This window comes from Streptomyces sp. NPDC107517, from assembly GCF_055582645.1.
In genome coordinates this window covers 251,522-269,102 of record NZ_JBVJPM010000006.1, presented here as the reverse complement: position 1 = coordinate 269,102, position 17,581 = coordinate 251,522, and the positions used below count along the sequence as shown (strand labels likewise).

Genomic DNA, 17,581 nt, shown 5'->3' with positions numbered 1-17,581 from the left:
GCGTCAGTGGCGTGCACAGGGTGGTGGTGCTGGCGCTCGACGGAGTCCATCCGTTCGAGCTGGGTATTCCGCGGCGGATCTTCGGTGCCGCGGAGGGCCGGTACGAGATCCGCACCTGCAGTGTCGACGGTGGCCCCGTGCGCACGGACGCCGATTTCCTGATCACCGTCGAGCACGGCCCCGAAGCGCTGGGCGAGGCGGACACCGTGGTGATCCCGCCGGTCGACGAGTACCCGCCCAACGGCACCACGCTCCCTGGTCCGGTGGCCGACGCGCTCGCGCACATCCCGCCCGGCACCCGCATCATGTCCATCTGCACCGGCGCCTTCGTCCTCGCGGCGGCCGGGCTGCTCGACGGCCGTCGGGCCACCACGCACTGGTACCTGGCCGACCGATTCCGGCGCCTCTTCCCACAGGTGAAGCTCGACCCGGATGTCCTCTTCGTCGAGGACGGCGACATCCTCACCTCGGCCGGTGCCGGAGCCGGTGTTGACGTCTGCCTCCACGTCGTACGCCAGGACCACGGCGCCGCCGTGGCCAACCATGTGGCGCGTAAGTGCGTGGTGCCGCCCTGGCGCGAAGGGGGACAGGCGCAGTACATCGAGCAGCCCGTACCCGAGGCGTCCGTCGCCGGTACGGCAGCCACCAGGGAGTGGGCGCTCGACCACCTCGACCTGCCGCTGACGCTGGCCGAGCTCGCGGACCATGCGCAGATGAGTCTGCGGACCTTCGCCCGCCGGTTCCGCGACGAGGCCGGGATGAGCCCCGGTCGGTGGCTCACCCAGCAGCGGGTTGCGAGGGCGCGTCATCTGCTGGAGTCCAGCGATCTGCCGGTGGACCGGATCGCCGGCGAAGTGGGCTTCGCGACGGCCGCGTCACTGCGGCAGCATCTGCACGCCGCGATCGGCGTCTCGCCGCTGGCGTACCGGCGCACGTTCCAGGCGGCGCGTTAGGTGCGGCGCCCCGGTGCGCTGATCTGGCCGGCCGGGTGAGGTCCCGCGCGGTCGCGGTCATGGAAGACGGCGCAGCGGGTGTGCGGGTGACCGTGCGTCAGGCGTGGCAGGCGCGTTGGGCGGCGGCGCGTGAGGCTCCGGGGTGCGCGGCCAGGAGGAGGCCAGGGCCAGGAGGAGGTCAGGGCCAGGAGGCGGTCAGGACCCTGACCGCGGTCACGGGAGCAACCGCCCTGTTCGTCACGCACTCCGCTGAGGGGCCGTCCTGCTCGGCTCCCGCGTCCTCGTCATGGCGGCGGCCCGGGCGGTGTGCTCGACGAGGTGACGATCCCGCTCCCGCGCGAGACGACCACGGAAGTGACCGCCCTGCGCGGAGACCCCGCTTCGCGGCGCTGCGCGCCGAGTTCGCCGGGGTCACGCGCAGGACGGTCGCGGCCTGAAGGTGCGAGCTGCTGACGCAGAGTCAGAGGTTGCGGCCCAGCAGGTCGAGCAGCGCGCCCCAGTGCCGTTCCGCGGCCTCCGCGTCGAAGCGGTTGGTGTCCGCCATGGTGAAGCCGTGGTGGGCGCCCGTATACACATCGGAGTGGTGGCGGACGCCCGCCGCGGCGAGCGCCTTGTCGAGGCGTTCGATCTGCTCGGGTGGCATGGACGGGTCCTGGTCGGCGTGACCGAAGTAGAGCTCCGCGGTGATCCGGCCGGCGAGGAGGTGAGGGCTCGTGGGGTCGTCGGTGGTCAGCCCCGCGCCGTGGAACCCGGCCGCCGCGGCGACCCTGTCGGGGTGGCTGCCCGCGGTGACCAGGGCCAGGCGGGCGCCCAGGCAGTAACCGGTGACGCCGACGGGCCCGGCGGCGGCCGTGGGGCAGTCGGCCAGCCAGGACAGGTAGGCGTCGGAGTCGCGTGCCACAGCGTCCGCGGTCAGATCGCCCATGAGGGGCACGATCTGCTCGAACAGTGCCGGTCGCTCGGCGTCGCTGATGAAGTCGGGCAGCGCCACGACCGGCGCCCGGCCGTGACGGTAGAACACGTTGGGGACGAGCACGGTGTAGCCGGCCGCCGCGAGCCGGTCGGCCATCGCCCGGAGATGAGGGCGCAGCCCGAAGGCATCCATGTAGAGCAGGACGGCCGGGTGGGCGGCCTCGTCGTCGGGGTGAGCGAGATAGGCGTCGGCGGTGCCGTCCCCGGTGGGGATCTCGACGGTGGTGCTGCGTGTGGCGGTGGTCATGACGTGCAGTCTCTCAGGGAGTGGCCTGAGGGATGTCCCTGAGGCCGAGCCGGTACCAGTCGTTGCCCGAAAGGACGGCGTGGTGCCGGAGCTTCAGCGTGGGCAGCGTCAGCACGGCCGCCCGGCTCTCCTAGTCGTCGTTCATCCCCACACCCCACCAGGGGGCGGAGTGTCGCGCCAGCGATTATCGAGGGGGCAAGTGCCCTACCCCCGTGGAAACACCGGCGGGAAGAGCTCGTCCACCGGGCGACGCCGATGGTCCCGCTCCGGATACGCGGCCCGCATCAGGTCGAACAGCTCCTGCCCGGCGTGCCTCAGCGCGGAGAGGTCGACGCCGGGGATCGCGCCGTCACGCATCACCACCTTGCCCGCGACCATCGTCAGGACCGCGTCGCGGGCGGTGCCGTTGAGTACGAGGGTGCGCAGCGGATCCTCGGTGACGCCCGTGCGGAAGTCGTCGAGGGCGAAAGCCGTGAGGTCGGCAGTGGCCCCGGCGGCCAGGCGACCGAGGTCAGGCCGGTGCAGCGCCCTCGCGCCACCGGTCCAGAGCGCTTCGAAGTAGCCGGCGAGATGGCCCTGGCCCAAGTCACCGGCCTGGATCCTGGCGACCTGGGTGCCCACGTCGATCCCCCGGATCAGGTCCGGCGGGAAGGAGTCCGTGCCGAGGCACAGGTTCACCCCTTGCGCCCGGTAACCGGCGAACGTATGCAGGTGGTGGGCGTACCGGGCATTGGTCAGCGGGCAGTGCACGATCGACACACCCGCGTCGGCGAGCACCGCGACATCTCCGGTGTCGGCACCGAGCACTTCCGGGTGCACGTCCAGCACCACTCCGTGCGGAACGATCAGCCGGTCCGACAACAGCCCTGATTCGGCGATGAGTTGAAGCGGCGTGCGCCCGTAGGTGTGCTGGATGAAGTCGCGTTCGGACATGCCTTGCAGGGCGTGCAGGCGTACCAGGGCGCCGCGTTGGTGTGCGGCCCGGGCGACGTCGCGGAGGAGGTCCGGGGTGAGTGTCTCGATCCAGGGGAGCAGGACCCCGGTCACCAGCGGGTCGGCGAGCTGTGTGGTGTGGTCCAGGAAGCGCAGCGCGTCGGCCAGGCCGCGCCGGCCCGCCTTCTCGTCGAACTGCACGGTGCGCTTGCCGTCCGCGCCGATGACGTTGACCCCGGACCGGAAGGACGGCCCGAGGAAGGCACGCAGACCCAGCTTCGTGGACACCTCGGCCATCGCCACGAAGTCCTCGTACGTCTCGGCCCAGTCGCTGTGCACCTCGGAGGCGATCGGCATGTAGCTGGTGACGCCGTGCAGGGCGAGCTGGGTCAGTGCGTACTCGCGCACCGTGCGCCGTTGCGCCGAGTCGAACACCGCGCGGGGCGCGGCGAAGTAGTCCGTCGACCAGGTGAAGCCCGAGGACAGATCCGGGGACGCCCAGGAGTCCAGGATCAGGTGGTCGATGTCGGTGAGGGCGTCGAGGTCGATGAGGCCGGGGGTGATCACCGCGTCACCGAGGTCGATGTGTTCGTCGGCCTCGTGGCGCGCCAGTTCGGCGCGCGCACCCACGTCGAGGACGGTGTCGCCGTCGATCAGCACGGCACCGTCCGGGATCTCCACGTGTGAGCGTCCGTCGTGGGCGATCACCCATGAAGCGGTCACCAGGGTCGTCATCGGCATCCCTCTCAGATTTGGTACACCAAGTAGGCGATTAAGCCATCGAAGTCGGGGGATTCGGGTGGCTGCGGTGCCCCGGTGGACGGGTCCGGGCGCCAGGTCCGCGCAACGCTTCGCATGACCATAACCCCTCAATGACAGGGGAAGTAGGGGCGATTTGTAGTCTCTGCAATGCCGATGCGACGGATGTCGCACCACCCTGGTGGAAACCGTGATTCTTGGTATACCGTTCCGGCCACCCACACCCCCGAGCACCGAAGGATCGACGTGCCGGATCCGCATGAGTCGCCGAGTCCGACGCGCCACGCCGGCGCGCCGGAGCCCTCCGACGGTCAGGTCGCCACCCTGCCCTCACCGGAGTCCGAGGCCACGCCGGCCGAGCGTGAGCCGACCGCCGAGATCGCCACCGCGCGATCGCTCCTCGGCACGGCGTGGCTTCGGATTCGGCGCAGCCGGATCGCCGTCGCCGCGCTGATCGTGGTGGCCCTGATGGTGCTGTTCGCCGTCCTGGCCCCGGTGCTGACGGCCATCGAGGGCTCCGACCCGTTCACCGCCAGGACCGGGCCCGACTTCCTGGACGACTTCGACACCCCCGGCCTGCCGCTGTCGTACTACCGCTTCCCGTCCGGCGAACACTGGCTGGGTCTCGAACCAGGGCTCGGGCGCGACATCTTCGCCCGCATGGCCTACGGCGCGAGGATCTCCCTCACCATCGCGCTGCTGTCGACGGTGGTGTCGGTGGTCCTCGGCACCGTGCTCGGTGCGGCCGCCGGATACTTCGGCGGCAAGGTCGACATGGTGATCAGCCGGGTGATGGACCTGTTCCTGGCCTTCCCGCACCTGCTGCTCGTCCTGTCGCTGACACCCATCCTGCAGTCCCGGCTGCGGGGCACCTCCCTCGACTCGGGCAGCCTGGTGCCGATCGCCTCACTGGTGATCATCCTCGGCTTCTTCGGCTGGGCGTACCTGGCGAGAGTCGTGCGTGGCCAGGTGCTCTCGATCCGGCAGCAGGAGTTCGTCGAGGCAGCGCAGGCCTATGGCGCCTCCCACCGGAGCATCATCTTCCGGCAGATCATCCCCAACGTGATGGGGGTCGTGCTGGTCTACGCGACGATGATGATTCCCACCAACATCACCGCGGAAGCGGCCCTGTCGTTCCTCGGCGTCGGGGTCAAGGACCCCACGCCCTCCTGGGGCCAGATGCTCAACGCGGCCCAGTCGGGGAACTGGTACCTCTCCGACCCCTGGTTCCTGGCCGTCCCGGCCGGCGCACTGGTGATCACCGTGCTCGCCTTCAACCTTCTCGGCGACGCGGTCCGGGACGCCCTCGACCCCAAGTCGTCCCGAAGCTGAGCCAGTTCCACCCCTTTGCGAAACACCCACGATCCACCCCGGATCGGCCCCTGACGTGCGCCATCCCTTTCCCGTCCGCAAGGAGACGCAGTGAATCGAAGCACCAAGGCGGCGCTCGCCCTGACGGTGAGTGCCGGGCTGGCCCTCACCGCCTGCGGCGGCCCCAAGCCCACCCCCGGTGACAGAGCCGACGCCAAGGCGGACGCCTACGCGCCCGTGACGGTCGGCAAGGGCCACACCACCAAGGGCGGGAACATCAACGTCCTGATGTCCTCGGACTTCCAGACCCTGGACCCCGGCAACAGCAACTACGTACAGACCGCCAACGTCGGGCAGCTGTACTACCGCACCCTGACCATGGCCAAGGAGACGGCCGGCCGGCCGCCGACCATCGTGCCGGACCTGGCCACCGACCTGGGCAAGGCCTCCGCCGACGGCCTCACCTGGACCTACACCCTCAAGAAGGGGCTGAAGTTCGAGGACGGCACGCCGATCACCAGCAAGGCCATCAAGTACGGCGTCGAGCGCACCTACGCCCGCGACGTCTACACCCAGGCACCCCAGGAGCTGAACTCGGCACTGTCGGACGACGGTTACAAGGGCCCCTACTCCGGCGGCGACTTCAAGGCGATCGACACCCCCGACGACCACACCGTCGTCTTCCACCTCAAGCAGCCGTTCGCCGAGTTCCCCGCGCTCGTGTCACGGTCGAACACGGCGCCGGTGCCGAAGGCCAGGGACACCAAGCTCGACTACACCAACCACCCGGTCTCCTCGGGCCCGTACAAGATCAAGTCGTACGACCGCGGTCGCTCCATGAAGCTCGTCCGCAACGACCAGTGGGACCCGGCCACCGACCCCAACAGGCCCGCCTTGCCCGACACGTTCACTTTCTCGCTGTCCACGGCCCAGGCCACGATCAGCCAGCAGCTGCTCGCCGACTCGGACCCGACGGCGATCACGCTGGACAGCAATGGCGGACTGCAGGCGTCCGACGCGGCCAAGCTCAACGACCCGAAGGTCAAGACGCGCACCGCCGCCGGACTGCTGGGCTGCACCGACGTGCTCGACTTCAACACCGAGACCATCAAGGACCCCGACGTCCGCAAGGCGATGGCACTCTCCATCGACCGCGGCGCCATCCAGGTCCAGTACGGCGGCGCACGCTTCGGCAAGGTGGCCCAGTCGTACATCAACCCGGCCCAGCGCGGCTACGTCACGCAGCACACCGACCTGGACCCGGCGGGCAAGCCGAAGCTGGACGAGGCCAAGAAGCTCCTGAAGGGCAAGAAGGTCCCCAAGAAGCTGGTCTACGGCTACGCGGACACCAACGCCCGCTACAAGAACGTCGGCACGGTGCTCCAGCAGAACTTCAAGAAGCTCGGCATCGACCTGCAACTGCGCCCGATCCCGGCCGCCAACTACTACACCGTGCTGGCAGGCGACCAGATGCCGGACATCGCCCGCAGCGGCTGGTGCGGCGGCGCCGACAGCGGTTCGGTGCGCACCACCGTGGACCCGAACGTGGGGCCGAGCCTGGACGGCAAGACCTACGGCTTCTCCAACATCCCGCGCTTCCACGACCCGAAGATCGCCCGCGACATGTACAAACTGCGCGGCACCAACGGGACCAGCGAGGAACTGGGCAAGAAGTGGGCCACCCTCTTCGACCGGACCATGCAGGCCTACCCCCTGGTCCCGTTGGTGCGCAGCTACACCAGCGGCGTGGTCGGCTCCAAGGTCCGCGGCGCCCAGATGGGGTACTTCTTCGGCGCCATAGACCTGTCGATCGTCGGCGTCGAGCACTGACGCCCGCCGCACAAGAGAGGTAATCGAACGGTGAGTTCATCCCGAGCCGGCAGGTCGCACCCATGACCAGTTTCCTGATGCGGCGCTTCGTCGCGATGATCGTGCTCTTGTTTGTCATCAGCTTCGTGACGTTCAGCCTGTTCCAGCTCGGTCCGGCGGACCCGGCCGCGGCGGCCTGCGGTCAGGAGTGCACACCGCAGCGCATCGCCGAGGCCCGGGTCGCGCTCGGGATGGACAAGCCCTTCCTCACCCAGTACTTCACGTACATGTCGGGGCTGGTCGGCAGTCACACGGTCGGCGCGCCCGGCGCGGAGACCCTGTGCAACTGGCCGTGCCTGGGCAAGTCGTTCCAGACGAACGAGGACGTCACCACGATCATCGGCCGGGCCCTGCCGTACACACTGTCGGTGGCCAGCGGCGCGATCGTGCTGTGGACCGTCGCCGGTGTCGGCCTCGGCCTGCTCGCGGCGCTCCGCAAGGGCCGGTTCGCCGACAAGCTGATCGTCGGCGCCGCCTCCGTCGGCGTATCGCTGCCCATTCCGGTGACGGGCCTGTTGCTGCTGCTGCTGTTCGTCAGCACGCTGGGCCTGCTGCCGTTCACGACCAACGAGATCGCCACGCCGTTCGACGCCGCGGGGCCCGGCGGCTGGTTCCTGAACTACCTGTTGCCCTGGGTGGCGCTGGCCGTTCTGTTCAGCGCGCAGTACATCCGGGTCACCCGAAGCAACATGCTGGAGACTCTCGGCGAGGACTTCATGCGCACCGCCCGCGCGAAGGGGCTGTCCCGGCGCGACATCGTGTTCAAGCACGGCGCGCGGGCCGGCATCACTCCGGTCGTCACCATGCTCGGCCTCGACATCGGCGTCCTCCTGGGCGGTGCCGTGCTCACCGAGCAGATCTTCTCGGTGCCCGGCGTCGGATTCACCGCGGTGCACGCCGCGCAGGCCGGCGACCTGCCGGTCACCATGGCCATCACCATGATGGCCGCGTTCTTCATCATTGTCGCCAACGTCCTGGTCGACATCGCCTACGCGGTGATCGACCCGCGAGTGAGGGTCGCCTGATGACCACGCCCGAGGCCGTGCCCATGCTGGCCGTCCGCGATCTACGGGTGTCCTTCCCCACCGACGACGGCGTCGTGCACGCCGTCAACGGGATGGACCTGACCCTGGCGCGCGGGGAAACCGTAGGAATCGTCGGCGAATCCGGCTCCGGCAAGACCGTCACGTCCCAGGCGCTCATGGGCCTGCTCAAGGACACCACGGCCGCCGTCACCGGACAGATCCTCCTCGACGGACAGGACCTCAACGCCCTCACCGAGACGCAGATGCGCGCCTACCGCGGCAAGAAGATCGCGATGATCTTCCAGGACCCGCTGTCGGCCATGCACCCCTTCTACCCCGTAGGCGCCCAGATCGCCGAGGCCTACCGGGTGCACAACGACGTCTCCAAGAAGGCCGCGGCACAGGTCGCCGTCGACATGCTCGGCCGCGTCGGAATCCCCGACCCGAAACGCCGCTACTCGGCCTACCCGCACGAGTTCTCCGGCGGTATGCGGCAGCGCGCGATGATCGCCATGGCCCTTGTCTGCGAACCCGAGCTGCTGATCGCCGACGAACCCACCACGGCCCTCGACGTCACCGTGCAGGCCCAGATCCTCGACCTGCTCAACGAGTTGCAGGACGAGACCGGGACCTCCGTCATTCTGGTGACCCACGACCTCGGCGTGGTGGCCGAGGTGTGTCACCAGGTCGTGGTGATGTACGGCGGCCAGTGCGTGGAGCAGGCGACCGTCGCGAACCTCTTCAAGGACCCGCGACACCCGTACACCCAGGGACTGCTGGCCTCGATGCCGTCGCTGGCGCAGAGGTCCGAGCGGCTCCATCCCATCCCGGGCTTCCCGCCCTCACTGCTGGCGCTGCCCGACGGCTGCCTCTTCGCCGACCGCTGCCCGAAGACGCACCTGGTGCCCGACGACGCCTGCGGTACCACCCGTCCGACACTGACCGGCATCGACGGGCACCCCTCGCGGTGCCACCTCGAGACGCTGCAACCGACCGGAGAGGTGGCCCGATGACGCCGCTGCTGGAGGTCACCGACCTGACCAAGCACTTCCCGATCCGCTCCCGCGCCTTCCGGTCCGGAGGCGGCGCGATCAAGGCCGTGGACGGTGTCAGCTTCTCCGTCGACGCCGGACAGACCCTCGGCCTGGTGGGGGAGTCAGGCTGCGGCAAGTCGACCACCGGCCGCCTGCTCATGCGACTCCTCGAGCCGACGTCCGGGAGCATCCGGCTCGACGGCCGGGAGATCGCCGAGCTACGCCGGTCGGAACTGCAGGAGTACCGGCGCCGGGTGCAGATGGTGTTCCAGAACCCCTCGTCCTCGCTCAACCCACGCCAGTCCGTGGGCAGCGCGATCGCCGCACCGCTCCTCGCCCAGCGGATCACACCGGCCGGCGGGGTCAAGGCCAAGGTGCGGGACCTGATGGACCGGGTGGGGCTGCGCCCCGACCACTACAACCGCTTCCCGCACGAGTTCTCGGGCGGCCAGAAGCAGCGCGTGGGCATCGCGCGGGCGCTCGCCCTGGACCCGCACCTCATCATCTGCGACGAACCCGTGTCCGCGCTGGACGTCTCGGTACAGGCGCAGGTCATCAACCTCCTCGAGGACATCCAGCGGGACACCGGGGTGGCCTACCTCTTCATCGCCCACGACCTGTCCGTGGTCCAGCACTTCGCCGACCGCATCGCGGTGATGTACCTCGGCAAGATCATGGAACACGGAGACACCTCAAGGGTTTTCGGCGCTCCGGAACACCCGTATACACGGGCGCTGCTGTCCGCCGTACCGCAGCCCGACCCGGCGGCGGACCGGAGCGGGCGGATCCGGCTGAAGGGCGACCTGCCCAGCCCGGCCGACCCTCCGCGGGGCTGTGTGTTCCGGTCCCGGTGCCCCGTGCATACGCAACTGGACCCGGAGCGCCGCGAGTTGTGCACTCAGAGCGTGCCGAACGGAGACATCGCCTGCCACCACACCGACGTCACCGCCGAGACACTGGCCACGACGACATCCCGGTGACCCGGCCCCTGTCCACATGAACATCAGTACCGCCGAAAGCACACCACAAGGCACAGCAGAAAGGTGACAGCAGTGTTGATCCGTGACGTCCGTCCGTGGGGTGGCGAGCGCAGCGACGTCGTCCTGTCAGGCGACCGCATCGTGGCGGTCCGCCCGCACGACGCGGCCGCGCAGCCTGACGGTGAGGTCGTGGAGGGCCGCGGCCGGCTGCTGCTGCCGTCGTTCAGCGATGTGCACGTGCACCTGGACTCGACCCGGATCGGCCTGCCGTTCCGGCCGCACACCGGCGGTCCGGGAGTGTGGACGATGACCATGAACGACCGCGAGAACTGGCGCTCCGCGGAGGTCCCGCTCGTGGAGCGCGTCGCGGGCACGCTGGAGCGGATGATCGCCCGCGGTACCACCCGTGTGCGGTCGTACGCCCAGGTCGACGTGGACTGCAAGCTCGAGAAGTTCGAGGCGGTGGTGGCCGCGAAGGAGAAGTTCGCCGGTCAGGCCGAGGTCCAGATCATGACGTTCCCGCAGGCGGGCATCCTCCGGGAGAAGGGCACCGCCGCATACCTGGAGGCCTCGCTGAAGGGGGGCGCCGACGTGATGGGCGGCATCGATCCCTGCACCCTGGACCGGGACCCCAAGGGCCACCTGGACGTCGTGTTCGGGCTCGCGGAGAAGTATCAGGTCGAGGTGGACATCCACCTGCACGAGCCCGGGGAGCTGGGCGTGTTCTCCACCGATCTGATCCTTGAGCGGACCCGGGCGCTCGGCATGCAGGGCAAGGTCACGATGTCCCACGCCTATGAACTGGGCTCGGTCTCCGAGTCGGTGAGCCGCCGCATCATCGACGACTTCGCCGAGCTCGACATCGCGATGGCCACCGTGGCGCCTTCGGCCCGCGGGCAGCTGTCGCTGGTGGACCTGACGGAGGCGGGCGTCCGCGTGGGCCTGGGCGAGGACGGCCAGCGCGACTACTGGAGCCCGTACGGCAACTGCGACATGCTCGACCGCACCTGGCAGCTGGCCTTCACCAACAACTTCCGCCGTGACGAGCTGATCGAGATGTCCCTGGCGATCGCGACGATCGGCGGGGCGTCGATCATGAGCCACGACGTGGCCCGGCCCGCCGGGGTCGCCGACCGGCCCGGCCTGGCGGTCGGTGACCGCGCCGACCTGCTTCTTGTCGACGGCGAGACACCGTCCAGCGCGGTGATGGACCGTGGTACGGACCGCACGGTCCTGCACGACGGAGTGGTCGTCGCCGACCAACTGTTGTTGGTACGGGGCTGATCCGAGGCCGCTGGTGTGCGGTTCAGGGCGGGTGATCACCGACGTTGCGGGAGGGGGAATCGGCCGCTGAGCGGCGGCGGGGCCGGGGGTGGGGTCAGCGGTGGCCGTTGGCGATCGCGCGCCGGCTGCTCGCCAGGTGCTCGACGACGAGTTCCTCGACGAGGGCGACATCGCGGTCCTCGACGGCGCCGTAGAGGGCCTCGTGTTCCAACGCCATCGCCAGAAGGTCGTCGTGCTGGCCGAGGAGCCACCGCATCCGGCTGCGCAAGGTGACTTCGAGTTCGCTCAGCAACTCGTTGCCCGCCATCGACGTCACCGTCTCGTGGAAGTCGGCCGCCGCGCGCCGGGCGCGCACGGCGTCGCCTGCCCGGGCGGCGGTCAGCTCCTCGTCCAGTCTCGTCCGCAGCTGCTCGAGCCCGGCACGGTCACGTCGTTGAGCTGCGAGACGGAAGGTCATCACCTCGAGGGCCTCGCGGACCTCGTTCAGATCCGCGATGTCCGTGGGCGTGAACTCCCTTACGACCGCCCACGTCCGCGGTCGCGGCGTGACCAGACCCTCGGCCACGAGCACACGCAGGGCATCGCGCACGGGTACGCGGCTCACGCCTATCTGCGCGGCCAGCTCACGCTCGACGAGCTTGCTGCCGGGCTTGCGCACACCGTCGAGAATGTCGTCCCGGAGCTGCCGCGTGACCCGCTCCGACTCCGGCTCGAACTCCCCAGAACCTGCCATACCCCGAGTCTCGCACGGCGGCGGAACCGTTTGGTGTGCGCTAGGGGTGAAGCGGGCCGCGCGTCAACGTGTGCGGGTGAGCTCGATGAGGTGCTGTGCGGTGGCTTCCGGGGCGACGATCTGGTGGAGGTGTTCGCCCGGCAGGTGTGCCACGCGCCAGCCGCGTTCACGGGCTTCGGCGGCCGCATCCTCGTACTGCGGGGCGAACAGCAGGTAGGAACACGGGTGGTCGTCCCACCCGTCCGGGACCGGGATGCGCTGCTCGTAGTAGGACAGCGGCAGGGTGGGCTGTTCCTCGACGACGGTCCGACGCATCGTCGGATCCGAGAACATGGGTGCCACGTCGGCCTCGTCCCACCAGTCGGTCCAGCGCGGCAGTCTGCCGTTCACGGCCATGGGTGTGAGGAACTCCAGCAACTCCGGGGGTGCGAGGGGAGTTGGCCCGACGCGGGCCGGCAGCGCGGCATCGACGAAGATCGATCCGCTCACCGGACGGTCGAGCGCGGCGCGGATCACCGGGAGGAACAACCCCGCGTTGCTGTGTGCCACCAAGGTCACGGGACTGCCGGCCGCGAGCTCCCGGAGGCCGTCGCACACGGCGCTGACGACGTGGGGCCAGAAGGGCGGGGCACCTGAGCCGACGTGCAGAAGGGACGGCACCCGCACCTGGTGACCCGCCGCTTCGAGGAGTTCGGCGACGGGGCGCCAGGTCGAGGGCCCCACGGACGGACTGTGCACGAGAACGAAGGCCGGCTGCATGCGACGATTCTGCCGTCCGGGCCAGAGGGGCGTGAGGACTCGGCCGAGAGCAGAACACTTCGCGGTGGCCGGACGCACCCGGCTACCGCAGGAGCCAGCCCTTGTTCAGCCGCAGTCAGCCGCATGATGCGCCGTCAGGCATACGTCTGTCCGCAGGCGGATGCCGGCGAGCGCCTCGATGGCCATGCGGCCGGCGTGCCACGGCGCATGTGCCGACGCCGCCCGACCAGCGTTTGGAGGTCCCCCGATCACCCCGGTACCTTCGGCCGCATGGCAGATGAGGGTTTTGAGCATCCACGGCTCGCCGCGGTGTATGACGCACTCGATCCTGACCGTAGCGATCTCGACGCCTACGTGGATATGGCGGAGGAGTTCGGAGCACGTCACGTGCTGGACATCGGCTGTGGGACGGGAGTGTTCGCGCTGCTGCTGGCCGAGCGGGGGATCGACGTGGTGGGGGTCGACCCCGCGCGGGCGTCCGTCGATGTCGCCCGGGGCAAGCCCGGCAGCGAGCGGGTGCGCTGGATCTGCGGTGACGCGACAGCGCTCCCGCCCCTGCGGACGGATCTGGCGACCATGACGGCGAACGTCGCGCAGGCCATCGTCGATCCGACGGTCTGGCAGCGGACGCTGCAAGGGGCGTACGAGGCACTGCGGCCCGGTGGCCGCCTGGTGTTCGAGACCCGGGACCCGGCCAGGCGCGCCTGGGAGGAGTGGAACCACAAGGAGTCCTGCTCGCGTACGCGAATCCCGGGAGTCGGTGTGGTCGAGAGCTGGGTCGAGGTGACGGACGTGAGTGGGCCCTTGGTGACCTTTCGGTGGACGTACGTATTCGCTGAGGACGATGCCGTGCTGACGTCCGATTCCACGTTGCGGTTCCGTGAACGGCCGGAAATCGAGAGGCAGTTGGCCGCGCACGGTTTCGTGGTCGACGAGGTCCGTGACGCCGCTGACCGTCCCGGCAGGGAGTTCGTCTTCGTGGCACGGCGTCCGTAGGGGCCACCGCATGCCCCTACGGCTCACGGGTGCCTGAGCCGGCCCCGAACCGGCCTCGGCGCCGGATTCACACCGAATCGAGCCACTCCGCGGCGGCGTCGAGCAGGTGCGTGACCCCGTTGCGCAGCGCGGGATCCGCCACCGGTGCGAAGAACGGCGAGTGGTTGCCGTGCACGGTGGGCGGCTGCTCGCCCGCCGGGTCGGCGCCCTCCCAGCTGCTGGGCTCCGTACCGCCGAAGAACCAGAAGACGGACGGGCACTCGGCCGCAGCGGCGAGCAGGCCGAAGTCCTCGCTGCCCGACAGCGGGGAGCGCATGGTGTGCACCTCGGCGCCGCCCGCTGCGATCGCCTGGACGGTGCGTTCCGTCGCCCCGTCCGAATTGACCGTCAGGGGAAAGGAGTTGAGCTCGCTGAACTCCGGGGGGCGAGGCGCGCCGGAGGTCGCCGCCTCCCCTTCGACGGTACGGCGCACCGCGGCGAGCACCCGCTCCCGCACGGCGGGGTCGAACGTCCTGATGTTGATCTTGAGTTCGGCCTCCTCGGGGATGATGTTCTCCTTGGTGCCGGCCCGCAGGGAGCCCACCGTGACGACCGCAGACTCCGTCGGCGAGACCTCGCGGGCCACGATCCCCTGCAATCGCATGACCGTCGCCGCCGCCATGACCACCGGGTCGACCGTGGTGTGCGGAGCCGAACCGTGCCCGCCCCGCCCCAGCAGACGCGCCCTGAGGCTGTCCGCCGCGGCCATCAGCACACCGGCGCGGGTGGCCACCGACCCCAGGGGGAGTGGCCCCACATGCTGGCCGAGCACGACGTCGGGCCGCGGGAAGCGCTCCAGGAGACCGTCGGCCAGCATGGCCCGGGCTCCGGCGGCTGTCTCCTCCCCGGGCTGGAAGATGGCCAGCAGCGTGCCGCGCCACAGTTCGCGGTGCGCCGCGAGCTGGGCGGTGGCGCCGAGCAGAGCCGCCGTGTGCAGATCGTGGCCGCAGGCGTGCATGAGCGGAACCGGCTCGCCGTCCGGCGACAGCGTCGTGTCCGTGGACGCGTAGTCGAGTCCTGTCGCCTCTCGTACGGGGAGGCCGTCCATGTCGGCCCGGAGCGCGACCACCGGTCCTCCGCCGTTGCGCAGCACCCCGACCACCCCCGTGCCGCCGACGCCCTCGGTGACCTCCCAGCCCTGCCCACGCAGCTCCGCGGCGACGATCCCGGCCGTGCGGTGCTCCTGCATGGACAGCTCGGGATGAGCGTGCAGATCGCGGTAGAGCAGGCCGAGGCCGGGCAGTCGCGGGTCGAGGCCGTCCCGCAGGGCAACGCCCTCGCGCGGTGCGGCAACGGTCAGGGACCCGTCGGTCTCCATGTCAGTCCTCCCAGATCTCCGGCGGGGTCCGGGGGTCGGGGGTCGACACCGGCGCCGAAGTGAGTCCAGGATGGGGATCATCGATCACTCACTCGTGATAACGCAGGAATTCGACGGAGAACCGTGCACCATGCCTGACAGCGGCACAGAAGGGCCGGAAGAACGCCGGGATGCGACGGCGGGTTCGCTTCAGGAGTCGGACCTGGCGTTGATCGAGGCCCTGCAGCGCAGCCCGCGTGCGCCGTGGTCGCAGATCGGCCCGGCGCTCGGCGTGGACGCCACCTCCGCGGCCCGGCGCTGGCACCGGCTGGTCGCCCAGGGACTGGCCTGGCTGACGGCCTACCCGTCCGCGAGCACGACGAGCTTCGCCTACGTCGACGTGCGCTGCCGGCCGAACACCGTCGACGATGTGACGCGCCACCTGTGCGCGCTGCCCCAAGTCCTCAGTGTCGAGGAGGTCACGGGTGACTTCGATCTCTTCGTGACCGTGGCCGCCCCGACGCCGGCCGCCCTCGCAGCCCTCGTCCGCCGGGACCTGCCCACCGCGCCCGGCGTGGAGGCGACAGCCATCCACCTCGGCCTGCGCCTCTACCAAGAAGGGAGCGGCTGGCGCGTGCGTGCCCTGGACCGGCAGCAACGCTCACTCCTGGCTCCCCGGCAGCAACCTCCGCACCGTTTCCCGACAGCGGCCACCGACGACGCGGCACTCATCGCCGCGCTCGGCCGGGACGGGCGGCGAAGCCATCAGGAGCTGGCCCGGGATCTGGGCGTCAGCGAGGCGACGGTGCGCCGGAGAGTCCAGCGACTGATGGAGACGCGGTCCGTCCACTTCCGCTGCGACTTCGCCCAGAGCGCCGCCGGCTGGCCGCTCACCGCCACTTACCGCATCGGCCTCCCCGCCCACCAACTGACGGCGGCGGCGCGCACGCTCGGCCTCATGCCCGAGGTCCGGCTCTGCAGCGCCGTGAGCGGGGCAGCCAACTTCCTGGTCATCGCGTGGCTGCGCACGACGGAAGATGTCACGGGGTTCGAGGCCCACATGTGTGAGCACCTGCCGGATCTGCGCGTGCACGACCGCACCGTCACGCTCGTCACGGCCAAGCGCATGGGCCGACTCCTCGACCCTCACGGCCGGGCGGTCGGCCACGTCCCGTGGGGTGAACCGAGCGCCACTCCCTGAAGGTGTTCACCCCTCAGCGGTGATGTGCGAACCAGCCGAACGCTCCGGCCAGGGTCTGTTGACGGACCTGTGCCGCAGCTGGGCGGGAGACGTCCTGCCTCGCACCCAGGACCCGGGCGGAGGCGGAGTTGCGAACGCTGCGGGGCGCGATCGCCGAACGGTGGGCGGCGCTCGTGGCCGATTCCGCCACGGCTGTGCTGGCCGGACCAGCGCCTGGGTGACGACGACGTTCTCACGCTGAAGGTGACCCCCGTTCGGCGCCGCACGGCGTTGCCGCGCGGGCCGCCGGAGTCCGTATGGTGAAACGCCGTCCCGTTTGCGCGGTTCTAGCTCGCCGCCCGGCGCAGAAAGGCGTCCCATGGAATTGAAGCTGCAGGGCAGAGCCGCGGTGGTGACCGGTGCGAGCAAGGGCATCGGGCTGGCCATCACCAAGGCCCTCGTGGCCGAAGGGGTCCGCGTGACGGCCGGGGCGCGCCACGTGGGCGGCGAACTGGCGGAACTCACCCGGACAGGATCCGTACAGGCCGTCGAGGTGGATCTGGCGACTCCCGAAGGGCCCGCCACGCTCGTCTCGGCGGCGGGCTCGGCCTTCGGGCCGCCCGACATCCTCGTCAACAACGTCGGTGCGGTCCGGCCACGCACCGGTGGCTTCTCGTCCGTCACCGACCAGGACTGGACGACCACCCTGGACATCAACTTCCTCGCCTCCGTACGCGCCACCCGTGAGGTGCTGCCGCTGATGCTCCAGCGCACCGCCGGGTCGATCATCACGGTGGCGTCCATCAACGCACGCCTGCCCGACCCGCTCGTGATCGACTACTGCGCGGCGAAGGCGGCGCTGCTGAGCTTCAGCAAGTCGCTGTCCAAGGAGCTGGGGCCGAGCGGCATCCGCGTCAACACGGTCAGCCCGGGTCCGGTCGCCACGGACATGTGGCTGGGGAAGGACGGCGTGGCGGCAACTGTCGGCAAAGCCGGGGGACTTGAGGCGGACGCGGTCGTCGAACACGTCGCACGGGACGCCGCGACCGGCCGCTTCACCCACCCCGAGGAGGTCGCCGAGCTCGTACTGCTGCTGGCCTCCGACCGAACCGCCAACGTCACCGGCTCCGACTTCGTCATCGACGGAGGCCTGATCACGACGGTGTGATGCCACCGGGAGCAGGGTCGTCCTTCGATGGCATCGCGGTCA

Annotated in this window: 15 protein-coding genes; 10 read left to right on the top strand and 5 right to left on the bottom strand. The window is 70.0% G+C overall.

Features of this window, described 5'->3' with window-relative positions:
* The first annotated feature begins 20 nt into the window (after window positions 1-20).
* Complete coding sequence (locus ACZ67T_RS17140; RefSeq protein ID WP_469985015.1) at window positions 21-953, top strand: GlxA family transcriptional regulator; 933 nt, start codon at window positions 21-23, stop codon at window positions 951-953.
* A gap of 460 nt (window positions 954-1,413) precedes the next feature.
* On the opposite strand, the gene ACZ67T_RS17135 is transcribed toward ACZ67T_RS17140, so the two are convergent.
* Together ACZ67T_RS17135 and ACZ67T_RS17130 are read right to left on the bottom strand one after the other, a co-directional pair.
* Window positions 1,414-2,172, bottom strand: coding sequence for a dienelactone hydrolase family protein (locus tag ACZ67T_RS17135; protein WP_469984776.1), 759 nt, complete (start codon window positions 2,170-2,172; stop codon window positions 1,414-1,416).
* Window positions 2,173-2,376: 204 nt separating this feature from the next.
* Window positions 2,377-3,846 (bottom strand): chlorohydrolase family protein, encoded by a 1,470-nt coding sequence (locus ACZ67T_RS17130; RefSeq protein ID WP_469984774.1) that lies wholly within the window; start codon window positions 3,844-3,846, stop codon window positions 2,377-2,379.
* Between the two features lie 342 nt (window positions 3,847-4,188).
* Between ACZ67T_RS17130 and ACZ67T_RS17125 the strand changes: the two genes are divergently transcribed.
* The 6 genes from ACZ67T_RS17125 (at window position 4,189) to ACZ67T_RS17100 (ending at window position 11,367) form a co-directional block, all read left to right on the top strand.
* On the top strand, window positions 4,189-5,196 hold the full coding sequence (locus tag ACZ67T_RS17125; protein WP_469985013.1) for an ABC transporter permease: 1,008 nt from the start codon (window positions 4,189-4,191) through the stop codon (window positions 5,194-5,196).
* Between the two features lie 90 nt (window positions 5,197-5,286).
* Window positions 5,287-7,005, top strand: a complete 1,719-nt coding sequence (locus ACZ67T_RS17120; RefSeq protein WP_469984773.1) for an ABC transporter substrate-binding protein — start codon at window positions 5,287-5,289, stop codon at window positions 7,003-7,005.
* A 62-nt stretch (window positions 7,006-7,067) separates the two neighbouring features.
* The gene (locus ACZ67T_RS17115; protein WP_469984771.1) at window positions 7,068-8,069 is read left to right on the top strand and encodes an ABC transporter permease; all 1,002 of its coding nucleotides are present in this window, start codon (window positions 7,068-7,070) and stop codon (window positions 8,067-8,069) included.
* Window positions 8,069-9,082, top strand: coding sequence for an ABC transporter ATP-binding protein (locus ACZ67T_RS17110; RefSeq protein WP_469984769.1), 1,014 nt, complete (start codon window positions 8,069-8,071; stop codon window positions 9,080-9,082). The genes ACZ67T_RS17115 and ACZ67T_RS17110 overlap by 1 nt, the downstream gene beginning before the upstream one ends.
* On the top strand, window positions 9,079-10,083 hold the full coding sequence (locus ACZ67T_RS17105; RefSeq protein ID WP_469984768.1) for an ABC transporter ATP-binding protein: 1,005 nt from the start codon (window positions 9,079-9,081) through the stop codon (window positions 10,081-10,083). The genes ACZ67T_RS17110 and ACZ67T_RS17105 overlap by 4 nt, the downstream gene beginning before the upstream one ends.
* A 72-nt stretch (window positions 10,084-10,155) precedes the next feature.
* Complete coding sequence (locus tag ACZ67T_RS17100; protein ID WP_469985012.1) at window positions 10,156-11,367, top strand: amidohydrolase family protein; 1,212 nt, start codon at window positions 10,156-10,158, stop codon at window positions 11,365-11,367.
* A 94-nt stretch (window positions 11,368-11,461) separates the two neighbouring features.
* Here the strand turns inward: ACZ67T_RS17100 and ACZ67T_RS17095 are convergent, their stop codons facing one another.
* Window positions 11,462-12,100: a GntR family transcriptional regulator gene (locus ACZ67T_RS17095; protein WP_469984766.1), complete on the bottom strand. Its 639-nt coding sequence runs from the start codon at window positions 12,098-12,100 to the stop codon at window positions 11,462-11,464.
* 63 nt (window positions 12,101-12,163) lie between these two features.
* Complete coding sequence (locus ACZ67T_RS17090) at window positions 12,164-12,859, bottom strand: alpha/beta fold hydrolase (protein WP_469984765.1); 696 nt, start codon at window positions 12,857-12,859, stop codon at window positions 12,164-12,166.
* A gap of 270 nt (window positions 12,860-13,129) precedes the next feature.
* Here ACZ67T_RS17090 and ACZ67T_RS17085 point away from each other — a divergent pair, with 270 nt between their 5' ends.
* Window positions 13,130-13,855, top strand: coding sequence for a class I SAM-dependent methyltransferase (locus tag ACZ67T_RS17085; protein WP_469985010.1), 726 nt, complete (start codon window positions 13,130-13,132; stop codon window positions 13,853-13,855).
* A 67-nt stretch (window positions 13,856-13,922) separates the two neighbouring features.
* On the opposite strand, the gene ACZ67T_RS17080 is transcribed toward ACZ67T_RS17085, so the two are convergent.
* Window positions 13,923-15,212 carry an amidohydrolase gene (locus ACZ67T_RS17080; protein ID WP_469984763.1) on the bottom strand — a complete coding sequence of 430 codons (1,290 nt, stop codon included), beginning with the start codon at window positions 15,210-15,212 and terminating at the stop codon, window positions 13,923-13,925.
* Between the two features lie 130 nt (window positions 15,213-15,342).
* Between ACZ67T_RS17080 and ACZ67T_RS17075 the strand changes: the two genes are divergently transcribed.
* Window positions 15,343-16,392, top strand: a complete 1,050-nt coding sequence (locus ACZ67T_RS17075) for an Lrp/AsnC family transcriptional regulator (protein WP_469984761.1) — start codon at window positions 15,343-15,345, stop codon at window positions 16,390-16,392.
* Window positions 16,393-16,750: 358 nt separating this feature from the next.
* Window positions 16,751-17,539 (top strand): oxidoreductase, encoded by a 789-nt coding sequence (locus tag ACZ67T_RS17070; RefSeq protein WP_469984760.1) that lies wholly within the window; start codon window positions 16,751-16,753, stop codon window positions 17,537-17,539.
* Window positions 17,540-17,581 lie beyond the last annotated feature (42 nt).